This window comes from Sphingopyxis sp. OAS728 (genome assembly GCF_014873485.1).
GTDB lineage: Bacteria > Pseudomonadota > Alphaproteobacteria > Sphingomonadales > Sphingomonadaceae > Sphingopyxis.
Window position 1 is genome coordinate 2,899,497 of sequence record NZ_JADBDT010000001.1, and the last position, 18,511, is coordinate 2,918,007.

Genomic DNA, 18,511 nt, shown 5'->3' on the forward strand with positions numbered 1-18,511 from the left:
GACGTCACCGCAACGTCTTTGAGTTTCAGCCTTTCGGCAGCGCCCAACTGACGGTCAGCTGGGTCGCACGGCGCGGGATGTCGAGCTTCGCTTCGCTGAAATTGACCTTTTCATTGGGCGGCAACATCCGCACCGGCGGCTTGATCGTCCAGCTATAGACGATCGTCCCCTGCGCATCGCGCAGTTCGGCGAGGATCGGCGGCACGCGCTGTTCGCGGTCGGTCGGGTTGATGATCACCCCCGACGCAGCGAAATAGATCGTCCCGTCGGCGAGTTCGCGATGATCCTGGTTCGGCGGCAGTTCGATCACGAGGTCGGGCTCGTCGACTCCGCCCGGCAAGCCCAGCCCCTGCGCCCAACTCGGCAGGCCGAAATACATCAGGCCCCCGGTCGCCGCGAGCATCAGCGCCGCAGCGCTCGCCGCGATGATCGTCCAGCGCTTCGCCGGATTGCGCCGTGGACGGCGGAACGGCAATGGCGCATCGTCGATGGGCGGCGCGGCGCGGCGTGCCGGTTCAGCAGCAAAACTCGACGGAACCGGCGCAGGCGCCGGGTCGGGTTCGGGATAGTCGGAATAAGTCGCGGCCGGTCTTGGCGGCGCTTCAGGCGCAGGTGCAGCGACCGGTTCCGGCGCAGTCGGAGCGGGCGCGGCTACCGCCGTCGTGGCCGCGGCGTTCGGCTCCTGGAACCAGCTATGGCGGCAATTGGCGCAGCGCACGGTGCGGCCCGTGGGTCCGATCGCCGTATCGGGAACGACATAGCGCGTGTGACAGGACGGGCATGCAAGGATCATGGGCTTCCTCTAAACACGCCGATTCGCGCGTTGCAAGCCTTGCGTCACACTCGCGCCTTGTCCTCTGTGGATAGCCGTGCGAGATGCTGCCTGATGAGCCGACCGGCGCCCCTGTTCCTTGACCCGACGCAGGCGCGACACAGCGTGCCGGTGACGCCATGACGGATAGCGCACCCGCGCGGCCCGGGGGGGCTATGGTCGAATTCGACGGCGTTGGCCTGCGCTATGGCCCCGATGCCGAGATTTTGAGCGATGTGAGCTTCAATCTCCAGCCCGGCAGCTTCTATTTTCTCACCGGCGCATCGGGCGCCGGCAAGACCTCGCTGCTCAAGATGCTGTACCTCGCGCAGCGGCCGAGCCGCGGCATCGTGCGCCTGTTCGGCGAGGATCTGGTGGCGATGCCGCGCCACCGCCTGCCCGGCTTCCGCCGCCGGATCGGCGTTGTCTTCCAGGACTTCCGCCTGATCCCGCACCTGTCGGCGCGCGACAATATCGCGCTGCCGCTGCGCATCGCGGGGGTCAGCGAAGAGGATCTGTCGGGTCCTGTGGGTGAAATGCTGAGCTGGATCGGCCTCGGCGACCGTGCCGAAGCGCGTCCCGCAACGCTGTCGGGCGGCGAGCAACAGCGCGTCGCGATCGCGCGCGCGGTGATCGCACGCCCGCAATTGCTCGTCGCCGACGAACCGACGGGCAACGTCGATCCCGAGATGGCGATGCGTCTGCTCGGACTGTTCGAGGCTTTGAACCGCCTCGGCACCACCGTTGTCGTCGCGACGCACGATATCCACCTGATCAGCCGCATCGAAAATGCGCAGATGATGCGGCTCGAAAAGGGGCGGCTTGCCGACCCCACCGGCGCGCTGCGCTATCCGCCGGCGAACCGGACGTGATGGGCCGCCCATGATCATCCCGCGCGTTCCCGTCCAGCATCGCCGCCTGCTTCCCGACCGCCGCCTGTCGGGGCCGACGCCGTGGGTGATCGCCATCCTGATGATGCTGACCTTGCTCGCCGCCGCCGCCGGCGTGGGGCTCGCGCGGTCAGCGAATGCGATCGGCGCTGCAATTGCCGGGCGCGTGACGGTGCAGATCGTCACCGCGAACCCGGTGACGCGCGCCGAGCAAGCCGCCGCACTCCGCCGCGCCGCTGCCGCCCAGCCGTTCGTCCGCTCGGCGCGTGCGGTCGAACAGGAGGAGCTGCAGGCGACACTCGGCCAATGGTTCGGTAGCGCCGAGGGCGACGATCCGGTTTTAAAATCGCTTCCGCTCCCTGCGCTCGTCGACATCGACTTCGTCGGCGAGGACCGCACCGGTCCTTTGCGCCAGTTGCGGGCGCTGGTCGCGCGCGAGGCGCCCGGTGCGCGGATCATCCCGCACGCCGAATGGCTCGGCCCGGTCGCGCGGCTGATCCGCTCGCTCGCGTGGATTGCCGGCGGCATGGTGCTGCTGATGACGCTTGCCAGCGCGGCGGTGGTGATCATGACCGCGCGCGCCGCGCTCGCGACGCATTTTCCGACGATCGAGATGCTCCACATGATCGGCGCGACCGATCGCCAGATCACGCGGCTGTTCCAGCGCCGCATCGCGATCGACACCGCTTATGGCATCGCGCTCGGCACCGCCGTCGCCGCCGCGATCCTGCTGCTCATCGGCTGGCAATGGTCGGGTGTCACATCGGGCCTCGCCGCCACCGCCTCGCTCGGGCCCGCGGGCTGGGCGCTCTTGCTGGCGCTGCCGCTATTGGCTATCGCGCTAGCCGCTCTCACGGCGCGGCAGACCCTGCTCGCCGCGCTCAAGAAGATTCTATGATCAAGCGCCTGATTTCCCTGTTGTTTCTGGCCTGGGTGCTCGGCTTTGCATGGTTCGCGCTGCTGCTGCCGCTGCCCGCGCCCGCGCAGAAGACCGACGCGATCGTCGTGCTTACCGGCGGGCCCGGACGCATCGACCGCGCACTCGAACGGCTCGAGGCCGGCGACGCCAAACGTCTGCTGATCAGCGGCGTCGCGCGCGAGGTGAAGCCGCGCGAACTCGCCGTTACCTACAAGCGCCCGATGAAGCTGTTCGACTGCTGCATCGCACTGGGGTTCGAGGCCGAGGACACGCGCTCGAACGCAACCGAGGTCGCGACCTGGGCCGAGCGCCGCAAATATAAGAGCATCCGGCTGATCACCACCGACTGGCACATGCGCCGCGCCGAATATGAAATCGGCCGCGCGGTCGGCGACAAGGTGACGATCCTGCCCGACGCGGTGCGCAGCCAGCCCAATTTCGCAACGCTGTTTCGCGAATATCATAAATATCTCGCGGGGCTGGCGGGCGGCCTCCTCGGCCTTTAAGAACCGCGCCGATGCGCTACACCATCGCCCTCGTCCGTTCGATCCTGTTCTGGCTGTTGTTCGTCTTGATGAGCAGCTTCAGTTCGATCGGCGCGGTGATCTCATTGCCGATCTCGCACAAGGCGACGATCTGGTTCGTCCGCATCTGGGCGCAATTCCACCGGCTGATCTGCCGCTTCGTGCTGGGCCAGACAATTGTCGTCGAGGGCGACATGCCCGACATTCCGGTGCTCTATGTCTTCAAGCATGAAGGCGCGTTCGAGACGATCGAACAGCCGGGATTGTTCAAGCATCCGGCCGTCTTTGCAAAGGAACAGCTGTTCAACATCCCCGTCTGGGGACAGGCGGCGCATTTCTATGGCCTGATCCCTGTCGATCGCGACGGCGGCGGCAAGGCGATGCGCGCGATGCTGATTGCCGCCAAGGCTGCACTCGCCAAGGACCGTCCGCTGGTGCTGTTCGCCGAAGGAACGCGCATTCCGCATGGCGAGGCGCCGCCGCTGCGTTCGGGTTTCGCCGGCATCTATCGCCTGCTCGGCGTACCCGTGATCCCCGTCGCGGTGAACAGCGGCATCGCCTATCCGCCGCGCCGCTGGGTCAAATGGTCGGGCACGATCACCTACAAGGTCGGCGAGACGATCCCCGCGGGTCTGCCGCGCGAGGAAGCCGAAGAACGCGTATGGCGCGCGATCAACGCGCTGAACCCGCCCGAAGCGTTGCTGAAGGCTACCCAAACCGACTAAGCCCGCTCGCATCGAGCGAAGTCGAGATGCCTGTCAGTCTTGCGCTATCCAGATGGGTGTCTCGACTTCGCTCGACACGAACGGAAATTGAGGTTCGACTAGTGTTTGCGCCCGAAGTCGGGCGCGGCATCATCCTGTCCCTGTTCGATAATCGACCGCCGGATCGCGCGCGTGCGCGTGAACCAGTCCTCGAGCTTGTCGGCGTCGCCGCGGCGGATCGCCTGCTGCAGCACGGTCAGATCCTCGTTGAAGCGCTGGAGCGTCGCGAGCACCGCATCCTTGTTGGCGAGAAACACGTCGCGCCACATCACCGGATCGCTTGCCGCAATGCGCGTGAAATCGCGGAAACCGCCTGCCGAATATTTGATCACCTCGCTCTCGGTGACCTCTTCGAGCTCGCTCGCGGTGCCGACGATCGTATAGGCGATGAGGTGCGGCAAATGGCTGGTCACCGCGAGCACCATGTCGTGGTGCGCGGCGTCCATCGTCTCGACCTTGGCGCCCAGCGCCTGCCAGAAGCCGATGAGTGCCGTCACGGCGTCTTCGGACGCGTCCGCGCCCGGGGTGACGATGCACCAGCGCCCTTCGAAAAGCGTCGAAAAGCCGGCCGCAGGGCCGCTGTTCTCGGTACCCGCGACCGGATGCGCCGGAATGACGGCATGACCGGGCAGCGCCTTCGCTAGCGCCTCGGCAACACCGGCCTTCGACGAGCCAACATCAGAAATGATCGCATCGGGCTTTAGCCCCGGCGCGATCGCGACGGCCGCATCCGCCATCCGGCCGACCGGCACCGCCAGAATCACAAGGTCTGCGTCGACTACCGCGACCGCCGGATCATCGACGACCGTATCGCAAAGCCCGAGTTCGCGGGCGATCTTGCGTACCTCGGCGCTGGCGTCATGGCCGGTCACCGCCACCTGCGGCAAGCGCTCCTTGATCGCGCGCGCGATCGACGAGCCGATCAGGCCCAATCCGATTATTGCGACGCGATCTATCGCCATCAGCCGTTGAGCGCCGCGCGGATCGCCGCCGCCAGCCCGCGCGTCTCGTCCTCGGTGCCGATCGTCATGCGCAGCGCATTGGGCAATCCCTGCCCGGGCAGCCAGCGGACGATATAGCCCGCCTCCATCAGCCGGTTGTAGACAGTCTCGGCGCTCACATCGCCCTCGAACAACACAAGCAGGAAATTGCACGCCGACGGCACGATGCGCAGACCGTGGTTGCCGAGGCTTTCAAGTTCGCCAGCCAGCCAGGCGCGCCATTTCGCATTATGCTCGCGGCTGTGGCGCACAAATTCCTCGTCGCCGAGTGCCGCGACCGCCGCCGCCTGCCCGGCGCGCGTGACGTTGAACGGCAGGCGGATGCGGTGCAGCGCCGAAATCACATCGGCGGCTGCATAGCCCCAGCCGATGCGTTCGGCGGCCAGCCCGTGGATCTTCGAGAAGGTGCGTGTGATGAAAACGTTCGGCTGCGTCTTCGCGAGTTCGAGCCCGCCGTCATCTTCGGCGTCCGACAGATATTCGCTATAGGCCTGATCAATCACGAACAGGACATTCTTCGGCAGCCCGGCGTATAACCGCGCCACCTCTTCGCGCGTCGCGAGCGTTCCCGTGGGATTGTTCGGATTGGCGAGATAGACGACGCGCGTCTTGTCGGTCACCGCCGCGAGCAGCGCATCGACGTCGGTCGCATAATCTTTGTCGTCGGCCTCGACCGGCACCGCGCCGACGCGCCGCGCCGCGATTTCGTACACCGCGAAACCGTAGCGCACGTATAATATCTCGTCGCCGGCGCCGGCATAGGTGCCCGCCGCGAGGTGAAGCAGCTCGTCCGATCCGTTACCGCAAATCACGCGCGCCGGATCGAGCCCGAACTTGGCGGCGATCGTCTCGCGCAATTCGACCGAGCCCGGATCGGGATAGCGCGACAGCGCATCGGGCGCGGCCTGCGCCGCAGCGAAGGCCGCGCGGGCCTTTTCACCGGTCCCGAGCGGGTTTTCGTTCGCGGAGAGCTTGATCAACGGACGCCCATCGGCGCCGGCCGACTTGCCGGGAACATAGGGAGCGATGCCGCTGATCCACGGCTTCGGGGTGAGAGTGGCGCTGTGATCGGTCATGCCGCGCCGTTTAACGGCTGCGCGGCCCAAGTCCAGCGTCGAGTCCAGTACGTTGACAGGGTGCGTCCGCCCGCTTAGCCCCGCGCGCACCATGGCGAGCCTTCTCCACGATATCCGTCATCACAGCGTGACCATCGCGGCGCCGCTGCCGCTCGACAGCGGCCAGGTGCTGCCTTCGGTGACGATCGCCTACCAAAGCTATGGCGCGCTCAACGCCGACAAATCGAACGCGGTGCTGATCTGCCATGCGCTCACCGGCGACCAATATGTCGCGAGCGACCATCCGGCGACGGGAAAGCCCGGCTGGTGGGCGCGCATGGTCGGCCCGGGCAAGCCGATCGACACCGACCGGTTCCACGTCATCTGCGCCAATGTGCTCGGCAGCTGCATGGGAACGAGCGGTCCCGCCTCGCCCGATGCGACAAGCGGCGCGCCGCTCGGCATGGCGTTTCCCGTCATCACGATCACCGACATGGTGCGCGCGCAGGCCATGCTGCTCGATCATCTCGGTATTTCGCGACTTCATGCCGTCGTCGGCGGGTCGATGGGCGGGATGCAGACGCTCGCCTGGGCCGCGACCTATCCCGATCGCCTCGCCTCGGCGCTCGTCATCGCGAGCGCGGCGCGGCATTCGGCACAGAATATCGCGTTCCACGAGGTCGGGCGGCAGGCGATCATGGCCGACCCCGACTGGCAGGACGGCCAATATTACGGCAGCGCGCGCGCGCCGACCAAAGGGCTCGCGGTTGCGCGCATGGCGGCGCACATCACCTATTTGTCCGAGGAAGGGCTGACCGAGAAATTCGGCCGCCGGCTGCAGGCGCGCGATATCAAGAGCTTCGGCTTCGACGCCGATTTCCAGGTCGAATCCTACCTCCGCCATCAGGGGCTCGCCTTCACCGACCGCTTCGACGCGAACGCCTATCTCTATATCACGCGCGCGATGGACTATTTCGATCTCGCCGACCCGCACGACGGACGGCTGGCAGGCGCCTTCGCCAATGCGAAGGATGTCCGCTTCACGCTCGTCAGCTTCGACACCGACTGGCTCTATCCGACCTCCGAATCGCGCCGCGTCGTGCAGGCGTTACAAAGCGTCGGCGCCGCCGCAAGTTTCGTCGAGCTGTCGGCGCCCTTCGGTCACGACAGCTTCCTCCTCGACGTCCCCGCGCTCGACCGCCTCGTCGCCGGCGCCTTGCAGGCTGACCTTCGATGACGGGCACCTATCGCCTGTCCTTCGACCCTGCGGACATGCAGGTCGACGCGATCCATGCGTTTCTGACCCGGTCCTATTGGTCCGAAAATATTGCGCGTACCGTCGTCGAACGCGCGATTGCAGGCTCGCTGTGTGTCGGCATCCTGACGCCAGGCGGCGAGCAGGTCGGCTTTGCCCGCGTCGTTACCGATCGCGCGACCTTCGCCTATCTGGCCGACGTCTATGTGCTTGAAGCGCATCGCGGGCACGGCCTCGCTGCCCGCATGGTGACGGCATTGCACGATCATCCCGAACTGCAGGGCCTGCGACGCTGGATGCTCGCGACCAGCGACGCCCACGGCCTTTATTCCGGGCTTGGCTGGACCGCGATCGACGATGGCACGCCGTTCATGCAGCGGCATTTCCCCGACGTTTACCGGCAGGCCTGACGATGAAGCTTCGCCCCGACCTCGCCATCATCGCCGACGCGGTTCCCGCGACGTCACGCGTGCTCGACGTCGGCTGCGGCGACGGCGAGCTGATGGTTGCGCTGCGGGGCAAGGGCGTCGACGCGCGGGGGCTGGAGATCGATCCCGACAATGTCACCGCCGCAATTGCGCGGGGCCAGTCGGTCGTGCAGGGCGACGCCAACCATGACCTCGCCGACTATCCCGACGATGCCTTCGACTATGCGATCCTGTCGCAGACGCTCCAGACGACCGAGCGGCCGGACAGGGTCGTCGACGAACTCCTGCGCATCGCGCCGCGCGCCTTCGTCAGCTTCCCCAATTTCGCGCACTGGCGCGTGCGGCTCGCGCTGCTGTGGGGCGGCCGCATGCCGGTCACGCGCTCGATCCCGGTCGCCTGGTACGAGACCCCGAACATCCACCATGTCACGGTCAGCGATTTCCGCGACCTCGTCCGCGCGAAGGGCATCAAGGTCGAGCGCGTCTGGCATCTCTCGGGCGACAAGCCGACCGGCGACGCCGCCGCGAGCTGGCGCGCCGAGCATGCGATCTTCCTGATTTCGCGTTAATCCTGCTTTTTCAGCCCGTTCGCGAGCAAGTCATTCGCGACGCGCGCAATCTCCGAAATATCGCTCTCGGTATCCCAGAGCCCGTAGCGCATGCCGAGAAAGACATTCATTCCGCCGATTGCCCACGCGTGGATTTCACTGACGTCATCGCGGATTTCGCCTCGCGCCGCTCCTCCTTCGAGCCGTTGCCGCACGCGCGCGACGGTCGTTTCATAATGGCGGCGATAGCTCGCATAATCGACAAATTCGGCTTCATCGATGATGCGGTAAATCTCCTTATGCTCGCGCACGAAGCCCAGATAGGATTCGAGCCCGATACGCTCGGCGCTGATCCCGTCGGGCGCCGACTGTACGAGCGGCGTGACATGATCGCGTAATTGTTCGCTCATATAGCGGACGAGCGCCCGGAAGATTTCCTCTTTCGAATCGAAATAGGTGTAGAAACTGCCGAGCGCAGTCCCCGCGCGGCGCGTGATCGCGCTGATCGATGCTTCGTGAAAGCCCCGTTCGCCGAATTCGATCGCCGCCGCGTCGAGCAGCTTGCGCAGCGTCCGGCGCCCGCGCTCGGTACGCGGCGTCTTGTCGCGCGCATCGCTCCCGGCATTGTCTGTCGCGGCTGGCGGCTGATCCATAATGATCCTCGTCTCCCCTCCGTCGCTGCCCCATTCGCTGCATCGTGGCTTTTCCGCACCACTGGCAAGCAAAAAACGACGGCCCAACATTCCAAGTTGAAACTTGGTTCATGTTTCATTATTGGATGCGGCGCGGCTTGGCAAGCACCGGCCCAAGAAAACCAGAACAAGGGTGGCGAGGGGTCACCCGCCACATGGGAGAGTATCATGCGTCCTTTCGCCCGCCCGCTGCGCCGTGCCATCCTTGCTACCAGCGCGCTTTCGATGATTGCTTTCGCCCCGCCCGCCTTCGCGCAGGAAGCGGGCACGACGGACGCCGACGATAACGAGATCATCGTGACGGCACGCCGTCGCGACGAACGCCTCATCGATGTGCCCGTAGCGATCACCGCCTATTCGGGCGAGGCGCTCGAAAAGGCCGGCGCGATCGACATTACCGAAATCGGCCAGACGACGCCGAACACGACGCTCGAAGTCTCGCGCGGCTCGAACTCGACACTCAGCGCCTTCATCCGCGGCGTCGGCCAGCAGGATCCGGTGTCGGGCTTCGAACAGGGCGTCGGCATCTATCTCGACGACGTCTACCTCAACCGCCCGCAGGCCGCGGTGCTCGATATCTACGACGTCGAACGCATCGAAATCCTGCGCGGGCCGCAGGGCACGCTCTATGGCCGCAACACGATCGGCGGCGCGGTCAAATATGTGACAAAGCCGCTGCCGCAGGATTTCTCGTTCAAGATCAAGGGCACGCTCGGCACTTATGACCAGGCCGATCTCGTCGTCACCGCCAGCGCGCCGATTGGCGACCTGCTGCGCGTCGGCGGGTCGGTCGCGCGCCTGTCGCGCGGCGGCTTCGGCGACAATCTCACCACCGGCCTCGAAAACTACAACAAGGACATCTGGGCCGGCCGCGGCACCGTCGAACTCGGCGGTTATGACGCCCCCGTCCTCATCCGCATCACCGGCGACTACAGCAAGGACAAGAGCAATCCGCGCGGCGGTCACCGCCTAATCGCCGGGCTGAAATCGGGCGCGCCGGTCCTCGACGATGTCTACGACACCCGCGGCGGGCTCAACGACCCGAAGCAGGATATCGAGGCCTATGGTCTCGCGATGAATGTCACTGCCGAGCTCAGCGACACCGTCACACTCCGTTCGATCAGCGCATGGCGCAAGGATAATTCGGCGACCCCGATCGATTTCGACGCGCTGCCCGCGGTCGACGTCGACGTCCCCGGCTATTATTTCAACGAACAGCTGAGCCAAGAATTCCAGCTCCTCTACGAAGGCGACAAGCTCAAGGGTCTGCTCGGCTTCTATTATCTCGATGCCAGTGCCGACACATTGTTCGACGTACGCATCTTCAACAATGTCGCGGGGCTCACCGCCTTTACCGAGGCCGACGTCGACACGACGACCTTCGCGGTGTTCGGCGACTTCACCTATGATTTCACCGACCAGTTCAGCCTCTCGGTCGGCGGCCGCTACACATGGGACAAGCGCGAGGCGCATATCCTGCGCCAAAATTATCTCGGCGGCGGTTCGCCCGTGTTCGGCGGCGCAGGGGTCGCCCTCGGCGCGCCGGCGACCAATTTCAACGGCAGCCGCAGCTACAACAAATTCACCCCGCGCGTCTCGCTGTCGTACAAGCCGACCCCCGACCATAATTTCTACGCGAGCTATTCGCAGGGCTTCAAGGGCGGCGGCTTCGACCCGCGCGGCGTCGGCTCGAACGCCCCCGCGGCGATCCCCGGCCAACCCACGAGCGACGAGGTCGCTGATTTCCTCGGCTTCCGCCCCGAAAAGGTCGAAAGCTATGAACTCGGCTACAAGGGCAGCCTGCTCGACGGCGCGCTCAACGTCGCGCTCGCGGGCTTCTATGCCGACTATACCGACGTCCAGATCCCCGGCTCGGTGGCCTGCGTCTCGCAAGGCCTGCCGACCTTCTGCGGCGTGGTGTCGAACGCGGGCAAGGCCAAGTTCAAGGGCCTTGAGTTTGAGGGCCGCGCACGACTGGGTCAGGATATGGCCACCCCGGGCGACCGCCTGACCTTCTCGACCGCGCTCGGCTTTATCGACGCCGACTACAAGGAATATATCGCCAATATCGCAAGCGTTCCGACCGATGTCGCCGATTTCCGCGAAGTGCAGAATACGCCGAAATGGACCGCGAGCGGCACGCTTGCCTACTCGGCCCCGGTCGGTGACGGCGACATCAGCTTCGCGACGACGGTCTCGTATCGCAGCAAGACCTATCAGTTCGAAATCCCGAACCCCTATATCGACCAGAAGGGCTTCGCCTTGTGGGACGCGAGCCTCGTCTACACCGCGCCCGACGACCGCTGGAGCATCGGCGTGTTCGGCAAGAACCTGCTCGACAAGCAGTATAAGACCTCGGGCTATACCTTCATGGTCGCCAATGCGACGACCGGCGCGCTGACGCAGACCGTCGCCCCGACACCGATCGCGGCGAGCTGCCCCGGCATGGCCCCGCTCCCGGCGGGCAGCCTGATCCCGGCACTCGGCTGCGAAGGCGTACTCACCGCCTTCTACGGCAATCCGCGGCAGGTCTTCGTCACCGGCACGGTCAAATTCTGATTTTCGGATAATAAGGGGGGAGAGGGGCGTCCACTGCGGCGCCCCTTTTTCTATGCGCCGAGCGGCGGCGCCCCCGTTCGCGCGGCCATACGCTCGCCGTCGATGACGATCGGGCTGGCGAGCCCGTCGACGCTGGCGCCTTCGGGGCGAAAACGCATCCCGCGCGCCTGAACCTGCGGATCGGCGAAGACGCTCGCAATATCGTTGATCGGCCCCGCGGGAACGCCCTCGGCCTCGAGCGCGAGCGACAGCGGCTGCGCTTCCCACGCCGCGATCTTCCCCGCGAGCAGCGGGATCAATTCGCCGCGGTTCGCCAGTCGCGCAGCGTTGCTCGCGAATCGCGCATCGTCGGCCCAGCCCGGCTCGCCCAGAATCACACATAATTTACGAAACTGGCCGTCGTTGCCGACCGCGATCACCAGCTGCCCGTCGGCGGTCGCGAACGCCTGATAGGGCACGACATTGGCATGGCCATTGCCCATCCGCCGCGGCGATACGCCGCTCGCGAGATAATTGGCGGCCTGATTGGCGAGTACCCCGACCTGGCAATCGAGCAAAGCCATATCGACATGCGCGCCCTTCCCGGTGACGTCACGCCGCCGCAGTGCCGCGAGGATCGCGACGGTCGAATACATGCCGGTGAAGATATCGGCGTAAGCTATTCCGGCCTTTTGCGGCGCGCCATCGGGCTCGCCGGTCAGCGACATCGCGCCGCCCATCGCCTGGATGATGAAATCATAGCCCGCGCGGTGCGCATAGGGCCCGGTCTGCCCGAATCCCGTGATCGAGCAAACAATGAGGCGCGGAAAGTCGGCGCGGAGTGTCGCGGGATCGAGGCCATATTTGGCGAGCCCGCCAACCTTGTAATTCTCGATCACCACATCGGCCTCGGCGATCAGCGCGCGCGCCGCCGCCTGCCCTTCCGCGCTCGCGATATCGATCGCCACACCCGTCTTGCCGCGGTTGGTGCTATGATAATAAGCGGCGCCGAGATTTGCGCCGCTCTCATCCGTGACGAACGGTGGTCCCCAGCTGCGCGTATCGTCGCCCGCCCCCGGCCGCTCGACCTTGACGACCTCGGCGCCAAGATCGGCGAGCAATTGCCCGCACCAGGGGCCCGCGAGCACCCGCGCCAGTTCGACGACGCGGATGCCTTCCAGCGGTTTATGCAAAGGCCGAAATGCCCGTGATCGCGCGCCCCAGGATCAGCGCATGGACGTCGTGCGTGCCCTCATAGGTGTTCACCGTTTCGAGATTCACCGCATGGCGAATCACATGATAATCGGCCGAAATCCCATTGCCGCCGTGCATATCGCGCGCGACGCGCGCGATATCGAGCGCCTTGCCGCAATTGTTGCGCTTCAGGAGGCTGATCGCATCGGGAATGAGCCGGCCCTCGTCGATCAACCGACCGACGCGCAGTGCGGTGTGCAGGCCCAGCGTGATTTCGGTGAGCATATTGGCGAGCTTCAGCTGGACGATCTGGTTCGCCGCGAGCGGCCGCCCGAACTGCTTGCGCTCGCCGGTATAATTGCGTGCGGCTTCATAGCAGAATTCGGCGGCGCCCATCGCGCCCCAGCCGATGCCGTAACGCGCACGGTTGAGGCAGCCGAACGGGCCCTTGAGCCCCGACACATGCGGCAACAGCGCATCCTCGCCGACCTCGACCGAATCCATCACGATTTCGCCGGTGACGGAAGCGCGCAAGGACACCTTGCCCTCGATCTTCGGCGCCGACAGGCCCTTCATGCCCTTTTCGAGCACGAAACCGCGAATCGCGCCATCGTGCGCGTCGGACTTCGCCCACACGACGAAGACGTCGGCGATCGGCGAGTTGGTGATCCACATCTTCGCGCCCTTGAGGCGATATCCGCCCTCGATCTTTTCGGCGCGGGTGCGCATCCCGCCCGGGTCGCTGCCCGCGTCGGGTTCGGTCAGGCCGAAACAGCCGACGAGTTCGCCCGAGGTCAGCCCGGGCAGATATTTCCGCTTCTGCTCCTCGCTGCCATAGGCGTTGATCGGGTGGATCACGAGCGAGCTTTGCACCGAACAGGCCGACCGATAGCCCGAATCGACGCGTTCGACTTCGCGCGCGATCAGCCCATAGCTGACGTAGTTCAGCCCCGCGCCGCCATATTCTGGGTCGATCGTCGCGCCGAGCAGCCCGAGTGCGCCCATTTCCGACATGATCTCGCGGTCGAAGCGTTCATCGAGGAACGCCGAGGTCACGCGCGGCAACAGCGCGTCGGTCGCATAGGACCGCGCGGTATCGCGGACCATCCGCTCCTCTTCGCTGAGCTCGGCGTCGAGCTGGAGGGGATCGAGCGGGTCGAGCGCTTCGATGCGCTGCGGATCGGCGAGGGCCATGGAACGGGCTTTCTCTAAAGAGCGGCAGCCCTTCCGGAATGCTCGCTATGGGGTCGGTTCGGCCGTTTTGCGGGCCATTGCGGCAGCGGGGCTGTCGCGCGGCTCCAATATCGCCGCGGTCTCGATCAGGTCAAGCGCACGCCGCGCTTCATGATAGCGCCGCGCGGCGATCAGCCAGTCGCTCGCCACATCCGATCCCGGCATCGCTTCGACTTCGGCAATCGCGAGGTCGGCCTGTCCGGCGGCGAGATAGCGCCGTGCGCGGTCGAGCCGTTCGGAAGCGCGCGGCGACTGCGTCCCCGCGGCGCGCACGACGAACAATTCGCCGAGCTCGCGGCGAAGGCCGGTCCACAGGCTGCCATTGTCGTCGCCGCCGCGTCCGACGAGCTGCGGCGCCATCGCGTCGAGTTCGGCGCGCAGCTGCTCGAGCGTCACCGGTTCGCGCGACGTATCGATGATCGTCTTCACCGCATTCGGCTGGTCGTCGCCGAAACGCAGGCGCAGCTGCGCGTCGAGATAGCCGAGCGATAACCCGCGATCGAGCGCGCGGCGCACCGCAAAGGCGACAAGCAAGCCCTCCGCGCGCGACGCGTTCCCCGACGCCGATTCGGCCTCGAGCGTGATGCGCGACAGACGCTGTTCGAGTTCGGCGACGCGCGCGGCAAGCGCGTTGGCGCCGTCGACCGGTGTCACCGCAAGCGGCTGACCCGCAGTGCCCTTGGCCGTACCGCCCGCAACCAGCGTGGGCGCCGCAGGGGCCCCGATCATCCTGGCTGGCGGCACATTTTGACCCGTCAGCCAGCGGTTCACCGCCCATCCGCCGCCGGCCACGCCGATCAGGAGCAGGAGGAAGGCACCAATGGCGATGGCGCGGAACGATAGCCCCCTCGCCGGGACCACCTCGTCCGCTGGGGGCGAGGCGGTGTCGATGCTGTCGATTGCCATGTTTCTCTTTCGAACGACCCTATTTTGCATCCTTGTGCCACAAAGCACCGGCCTCTGCCAACATTGCCGCGTCGTTTGGTTGTCCCGCGATGGCGAGATCGCGCCATCCCTCGCCCGCCGCCGCGGCGACCGACGAACTGATCGCGACGAGCGCCAGATGGCCACGCTCGTCGCCGACCAGATCCGAAATACGCCGGGCCGCCCGCGCCGAATGCGCGAGCAAGATCGCAGGCGCGGCGATCAGCGCCGACCATTCCGCCGGGGGCTGCGCCGGTTCGACCTTATAGCATGGCAGCGGGGTGATCGACGCGTCGCGCGCGTCGAATTCCGACCGATCCCGACCGCAAAGCCATAATATCGTTCGGATATTTCGTGACGCCATATCGTCAAGAAGCCGCCGGGCGTCGGCAGCCCCCGTCATCGCAACCGTCAATCCTGCGCCCTCGGCGGCGCGAGCCGTTGCAGCGCCAACAGCGTAAACCGGCAGCGACGACAGCTTGGCAAGATCCGCGCCCGCGAGCTTTGCGGCGAAGGCGCTGGTCAGCAGCAGCGCGTTGAAATTTTCGGCCGCCGGCGCGCGCCACTCTATCGGTCGCGCGGCAAAAAGCGGCATCGCGTGGGCGTCGAGTCCCAGTTTTTTTGCTTGCTCGACTGTCGCGGCATTGCCCGGTTCAGGGCGCGTGACGATCAGCGGCAAGCCAGTCGTCATGCCGCGAACAGGTGCCGGACGCTTTCGGGCGCCTCGGCGAGCAGGCGCTGCGCCAGCGCCGACGCCGCGCCCGAATCGGCGACAAGGATGTGGCCGGCGGCATGTTCCGCGCCATCGTCGGAGAAAATTTCGGCATCGAGGCGCAGCATCCCGTCGTCACGCCAATGGGCGTGCGCTGCGACGGGCGAACGGCAATCGCCGCCGAGGGCCGCAAGGAAATCGCGCTCTGCCGCGACGGCGCGATGCGTCGGTTCATGGTCGATTGCCGCAAGCAGCGCGCGCGTGGCGGCATCGTCGGCGCGACATTCGATCCCGATCGCGCCCTGCGACGCCGCCGGAAGCAACAGGCTTGTGTCCTGCACAACGCCCACATCGTGCATCCCCAGCCGGTCGAGCCCCGCCGCCGCGAGCAGGGTCGCATCGGCATCGCCGCCCGCAATTTTCGCCAGCCGCGTCGCGACATTGCCGCGTAGCAGCACGGTTTCGAGATCGGGGCGGATCCGCTTCACCTGCGCCGCCCGGCGTGGGCTGCTCGTTCCGAGCCGGGCGCCATGGGGCAGGTCGGCGATCGTCGCGGCGGCAATCCCCTCGTGCACCACCAGCCGATCGCGCGGATCGGCGCGTTCGAGCATCGCAGCGAGGAAAAAGCGCGCGTCGCGGATCGTTTCGACGTCCTTCAGCGAATGGACCGCGATGTCGATCGTCCCCGCATCAAGCGCCGCGTCAAGTTCGCGCGTCCACAGCGCCTTGCCGCCGACCTCGGCCAGCGCGCGGTCCTGGATCTTGTCGCCGGTCGCGGTCATCGGCGCGATTTCGAGCGCCGCCATATCGATGCCATGGCTGGCAATCAGCGCCGCAGCCGCCATATGCGCCTGAGCCATCGCCAGCGGTGACGCGCGCGTGCCGATACGCAGCGGGTTTTCGGGGGTCGGAAATGAACTCATCGCCCGCTGCTAGCGCGGGTTGCCCTGTCGATAAAGGGGCGGGTAAAGGAACGCGCAACAATATGACCCTGATCCTCGGCCTTGAATCGAGCTGCGACGAAACCGCGGCGGCGCTAGTCGACAGCGAACGGCGCATATTTGCGCACCGCGTCGCCGGACAGGAAGCCGAGCACAGCCCCTACGGCGGCGTCGTCCCTGAAATCGCGGCGCGCGCGCATGTCGACCGGCTCGCGCCCATCGTCGAAGGCGTGCTCGCCGACGCCGGCGTCTCGCTTGCCGACGTCGATGCGATCGCCGCAACCGCCGGCCCCGGCCTGATTGGCGGCGTGATGGTCGGGCTCGTCACCGGCAAGGCGCTCGCGCATGCCGCGAACAAGCCACTGATCGCGGTCAATCATCTCGAAGGCCATGCGCTCAGCCCGCGCCTTGCCGACCCCGACCTTGAGTTTCCCTATTTGCTGCTGCTCGTCTCGGGCGGCCATTGCCAGCTGCTGTTGGTGAAGGGCGTCGGCGACTACCGCCGCCTTGCAACGACGATCGACGACGCTGCGGGCGAGGCATTCGACAAGACGGCAAAGCTGCTCGGGCTCGGCTATCCCGGCGGCCCGGCGGTCGAGCGCATCGCGAAGGACGGCAATCCCCATGCGGTGCCGCTTCCGCGCCCGCTCGTCGGCAGCGCCGAACCGCATTTCTCCTTCGCCGGGCTCAAAAGCGCGGTCGCGCGCGCCGCCGCGAGCGGCCAGCACAGCGTCCCCGACCTCGCCGCCTCCTTCCAGCAGGCGGTCGTCGACTGCCTCATCGACCGCAGCCGCATCGCGCTGGCGGCCTGCCCCGATGCCACCGCCTTCGTCGTCGCGGGCGGCGTCGCCGCCAATGGCGCGATACGCGGCGCGCTCACCGATCTCGCGGCACGCTTCGACAAGGCTTTCGTCGCCCCGCCTTTGTGGCTGTGCACCGACAATGGCGCGATGATTGCCTGGGCTGGCGCCGAACGCTTCGCGGCGGGGCTGACCGACGATCTCGGCGTCGCGGCGCGTCCGCGCTGGCCGCTCGATCCCGAAGCCGAAACGGTGCGCGGGGCGGGAGTGAAAGCATGACGTCATATTCCAAATTCGGCGTGATCGGCGGCGGCGCGTGGGGCACCGCGCTCGCGCAGCTCCTTGCCGCCGACGGTGCACCTGTCCGCCTCTGGGCGCGCGAGAACGATGTCGTCGCCGCGATCAACACCGAACGTCGCAACCCCGTCTTCCTGCCGGGCGCGACGCTGTCGCCCTCGCTGACCGCGACCGCCAACCTCGCCGACATGGCCGACCTCGACGCGTTGCTGGTCGTCGTCCCGGTGCCCTTCCTGCGTGCCGTGCTTGCCGAACTCCCGGCGGGCGATGCGCCATTGATCTTCTGCAGCAAGGGCATGGAGGCGGGCAGCTTCGCCTTTCCGATCGACATGGCGCGCGACCTCGCGCCGTCGCGCCCGCACGCCGTGCTCTCCGGCCCGACCTTCGCGCACGAGGTCGCCGCCGGCCTGCCGACCGCGATCACCCTCGCCGCCGCCGATGCCGGGCTCGCAACCGACCTCGCGCAAGCGCTCGCGCGGCCGCATTTCCGGCCTTATGTGTCGACCGACGTTGTGGGTGCCGAGATTGGCGGCGCGGTCAAGAATATCCTCGCGATCGCCTGCGGCATCGTCGACGGGGCCGGGCTCGGCCTCAATGCGCGCGCGGCGCTAATCAGCCGCGGCTTTGCCGAAATGACGCGCTTCGGCCTCGCGCGTGGCGCACAGGCCGAAACGCTCGCCGGGCTTGCAGGGCTTGGAGACCTTGTCCTCACCTGCACCTCGTCCAACTCGCGCAACTTCGCGCTCGGTCAGGGGCTCGGCCGCGGCGAAAGCGCCGAAGTGCTGATGGCCGACCGTCGCACCGTGGCCGAAGGCGCATTCAGCGCGCCGGTGGTCGCCGCCGCGGCGCGCGCCGACGGTATCGACATGCCGATCACCGACACCGTCGCGCGGCTCGTTGCCGGCGAAACGCGCGTCGGCGACGCCATTCAGGCTTTGCTCAGCCGCCCGTTGCGACCCGAAGGACGATGAACTGCTTCGACCAA

Annotated in this window: 19 protein-coding genes; 10 read left to right on the forward strand and 9 right to left on the reverse strand. The window is 66.5% G+C overall.

Annotated features, from left to right (window positions below):
- Positions 1-25: 25 nt before the first annotated feature.
- Entirely contained in the window at positions 26-793 is a 768-nt protein-coding gene (locus GGC65_RS13645; protein WP_192647671.1) for a zinc-ribbon domain-containing protein, read from the reverse strand.
- Positions 794-987: 194 nt separating this feature from the next.
- Between GGC65_RS13645 and ftsE the strand changes: the two genes are divergently transcribed.
- The 4 genes from ftsE to GGC65_RS13665 are packed head-to-tail and all read left to right on the forward strand — an operon-like array spanning position 988 to position 3,869.
- The gene (gene ftsE / locus GGC65_RS13650; RefSeq protein WP_225940814.1) at positions 988-1,683 is read left to right on the forward strand and encodes a cell division ATP-binding protein FtsE; all 696 of its coding nucleotides are present in this window, start codon (positions 988-990) and stop codon (positions 1,681-1,683) included.
- 10 nt (positions 1,684-1,693) lie between these two features.
- On the forward strand, positions 1,694-2,599 hold the full coding sequence (locus tag GGC65_RS13655) for a cell division protein FtsX (RefSeq protein ID WP_192647673.1): 906 nt from the start codon (positions 1,694-1,696) through the stop codon (positions 2,597-2,599).
- Positions 2,596-3,126, forward strand: coding sequence for a YdcF family protein (locus GGC65_RS13660; protein WP_192647674.1), 531 nt, complete (start codon positions 2,596-2,598; stop codon positions 3,124-3,126). Before GGC65_RS13655 ends, GGC65_RS13660 begins: the two co-directional genes overlap by 4 nt.
- An 11-nt stretch (positions 3,127-3,137) precedes the next feature.
- Positions 3,138-3,869, forward strand: a complete 732-nt coding sequence (locus GGC65_RS13665) for a lysophospholipid acyltransferase family protein (RefSeq protein ID WP_192647675.1) — start codon at positions 3,138-3,140, stop codon at positions 3,867-3,869.
- Positions 3,870-3,967: 98 nt separating this feature from the next.
- On the opposite strand, the gene GGC65_RS13670 is transcribed toward GGC65_RS13665, so the two are convergent.
- Together GGC65_RS13670 and hisC are read right to left on the reverse strand one after the other, a co-directional pair.
- On the reverse strand, positions 3,968-4,873 hold the full coding sequence (locus tag GGC65_RS13670) for a prephenate/arogenate dehydrogenase family protein (RefSeq protein WP_192649535.1): 906 nt from the start codon (positions 4,871-4,873) through the stop codon (positions 3,968-3,970).
- The gene (gene hisC, locus GGC65_RS13675) at positions 4,870-5,985 is read right to left on the reverse strand and encodes a histidinol-phosphate transaminase (RefSeq protein ID WP_192647676.1); all 1,116 of its coding nucleotides are present in this window, start codon (positions 5,983-5,985) and stop codon (positions 4,870-4,872) included. The genes GGC65_RS13670 and hisC overlap by 4 nt, the downstream gene beginning before the upstream one ends.
- A 91-nt stretch (positions 5,986-6,076) precedes the next feature.
- Between hisC and metX the strand changes: the two genes are divergently transcribed.
- Genes metX through metW form a run of 3 tightly spaced genes read left to right on the forward strand, consistent with a single transcriptional unit; the run spans position 6,077 to position 8,216 of the window.
- Positions 6,077-7,201 carry a homoserine O-acetyltransferase MetX gene (gene metX / locus GGC65_RS13680; protein ID WP_192647677.1) on the forward strand — a complete coding sequence of 375 codons (1,125 nt, stop codon included), beginning with the start codon at positions 6,077-6,079 and terminating at the stop codon, positions 7,199-7,201.
- Positions 7,198-7,629 (forward strand): GNAT family N-acetyltransferase, encoded by a 432-nt coding sequence (locus GGC65_RS13685; RefSeq protein ID WP_192647678.1) that lies wholly within the window; start codon positions 7,198-7,200, stop codon positions 7,627-7,629. The genes metX and GGC65_RS13685 overlap by 4 nt, the downstream gene beginning before the upstream one ends.
- Positions 7,630-7,631: 2 nt before the next feature.
- Positions 7,632-8,216 (forward strand): methionine biosynthesis protein MetW, encoded by a 585-nt coding sequence (gene metW, locus GGC65_RS13690; protein WP_192647679.1) that lies wholly within the window; start codon positions 7,632-7,634, stop codon positions 8,214-8,216.
- On the opposite strand, the gene GGC65_RS13695 is transcribed toward metW, so the two are convergent.
- Positions 8,213-8,848: a TetR/AcrR family transcriptional regulator gene (locus GGC65_RS13695; protein WP_192647680.1), complete on the reverse strand. Its 636-nt coding sequence runs from the start codon at positions 8,846-8,848 to the stop codon at positions 8,213-8,215. The genes metW and GGC65_RS13695 overlap by 4 nt on opposite strands.
- A gap of 264 nt (positions 8,849-9,112) precedes the next feature.
- On the opposite strand from GGC65_RS13695, the gene GGC65_RS13700 reads away from it, so the two are divergent.
- Positions 9,113-11,446, forward strand: a complete 2,334-nt coding sequence (locus GGC65_RS13700) for a TonB-dependent receptor (RefSeq protein WP_225941165.1) — start codon at positions 9,113-9,115, stop codon at positions 11,444-11,446.
- Positions 11,447-11,496: 50 nt separating this feature from the next.
- Here GGC65_RS13700 and GGC65_RS13705 read toward each other — a convergent pair whose 3' ends face one another.
- The 5 genes from GGC65_RS13705 to hemC are packed head-to-tail and all read right to left on the reverse strand — an operon-like array spanning position 11,497 to position 16,411.
- Complete coding sequence (locus GGC65_RS13705) at positions 11,497-12,618, reverse strand: CaiB/BaiF CoA transferase family protein (protein WP_192647682.1); 1,122 nt, start codon at positions 12,616-12,618, stop codon at positions 11,497-11,499.
- Entirely contained in the window at positions 12,611-13,813 is a 1,203-nt protein-coding gene (locus tag GGC65_RS13710) for an acyl-CoA dehydrogenase (protein WP_192647683.1), read from the reverse strand. The genes GGC65_RS13705 and GGC65_RS13710 overlap by 8 nt, the downstream gene beginning before the upstream one ends.
- A gap of 45 nt (positions 13,814-13,858) precedes the next feature.
- A complete protein-coding gene (locus tag GGC65_RS13715) occupies positions 13,859-14,758 on the reverse strand; it encodes a mitofilin family membrane protein (protein WP_192647684.1) in 900 nt (299 codons plus the stop codon).
- 19 nt (positions 14,759-14,777) lie between these two features.
- A complete protein-coding gene (locus tag GGC65_RS13720; protein WP_192647685.1) occupies positions 14,778-15,467 on the reverse strand; it encodes a uroporphyrinogen-III synthase in 690 nt (229 codons plus the stop codon).
- Entirely contained in the window at positions 15,464-16,411 is a 948-nt protein-coding gene (gene hemC / locus GGC65_RS13725; protein ID WP_192647686.1) for a hydroxymethylbilane synthase, read from the reverse strand. Before hemC ends, GGC65_RS13720 begins: the two co-directional genes overlap by 4 nt.
- Before the next feature lie 62 nt (positions 16,412-16,473).
- On the opposite strand from hemC, the gene tsaD reads away from it, so the two are divergent.
- Positions 16,474-17,508 carry a tRNA (adenosine(37)-N6)-threonylcarbamoyltransferase complex transferase subunit TsaD gene (gene tsaD / locus GGC65_RS13730; RefSeq protein WP_192647687.1) on the forward strand — a complete coding sequence of 345 codons (1,035 nt, stop codon included), beginning with the start codon at positions 16,474-16,476 and terminating at the stop codon, positions 17,506-17,508.
- Positions 17,505-18,497, forward strand: a complete 993-nt coding sequence (locus GGC65_RS13735; RefSeq protein WP_192647688.1) for an NAD(P)H-dependent glycerol-3-phosphate dehydrogenase — start codon at positions 17,505-17,507, stop codon at positions 18,495-18,497. Before tsaD ends, GGC65_RS13735 begins: the two co-directional genes overlap by 4 nt.
- Positions 18,498-18,511: the final 14 nt, after the last annotated feature.

Coding starts and splice junctions, on each gene's coding strand:
- GGC65_RS13735 (WP_192647688.1), top strand. CDS start 17,505: ATGACGTCATATTCCAAATTCGGCGTGATCGGCGGCGGCGCGTGGGGC.
- GGC65_RS13695 (WP_192647680.1), bottom strand. CDS start 8,848: ATGGATCAGCCGCCAGCCGCGACAGACAATGCCGGGAGCGATGCGCGC.
- GGC65_RS13715 (WP_192647684.1), bottom strand. CDS start 14,758: ATGGCAATCGACAGCATCGACACCGCCTCGCCCCCAGCGGACGAGGTG.
- GGC65_RS13685 (WP_192647678.1), top strand. CDS start 7,198: ATGACGGGCACCTATCGCCTGTCCTTCGACCCTGCGGACATGCAGGTC.
- GGC65_RS13710 (WP_192647683.1), bottom strand. CDS start 13,813: ATGGCCCTCGCCGATCCGCAGCGCATCGAAGCGCTCGACCCGCTCGAT.
- GGC65_RS13700 (WP_225941165.1), top strand. CDS start 9,113: ATGATTGCTTTCGCCCCGCCCGCCTTCGCGCAGGAAGCGGGCACGACG.
- GGC65_RS13655 (WP_192647673.1), top strand. CDS start 1,694: ATGATCATCCCGCGCGTTCCCGTCCAGCATCGCCGCCTGCTTCCCGAC.
- metX (WP_192647677.1), top strand. CDS start 6,077: ATGGCGAGCCTTCTCCACGATATCCGTCATCACAGCGTGACCATCGCG.
- GGC65_RS13660 (WP_192647674.1), top strand. CDS start 2,596: ATGATCAAGCGCCTGATTTCCCTGTTGTTTCTGGCCTGGGTGCTCGGC.
- GGC65_RS13720 (WP_192647685.1), bottom strand. CDS start 15,467: ATGACGACTGGCTTGCCGCTGATCGTCACGCGCCCTGAACCGGGCAAT.
- tsaD (WP_192647687.1), top strand. CDS start 16,474: ATGACCCTGATCCTCGGCCTTGAATCGAGCTGCGACGAAACCGCGGCG.
- GGC65_RS13665 (WP_192647675.1), top strand. CDS start 3,138: ATGCGCTACACCATCGCCCTCGTCCGTTCGATCCTGTTCTGGCTGTTG.
- ftsE (WP_225940814.1), top strand. CDS start 988: ATGGTCGAATTCGACGGCGTTGGCCTGCGCTATGGCCCCGATGCCGAG.
- metW (WP_192647679.1), top strand. CDS start 7,632: ATGAAGCTTCGCCCCGACCTCGCCATCATCGCCGACGCGGTTCCCGCG.
- GGC65_RS13645 (WP_192647671.1), bottom strand. CDS start 793: ATGATCCTTGCATGCCCGTCCTGTCACACGCGCTATGTCGTTCCCGAT.
- hemC (WP_192647686.1), bottom strand. CDS start 16,411: ATGAGTTCATTTCCGACCCCCGAAAACCCGCTGCGTATCGGCACGCGC.
- hisC (WP_192647676.1), bottom strand. CDS start 5,985: ATGACCGATCACAGCGCCACTCTCACCCCGAAGCCGTGGATCAGCGGC.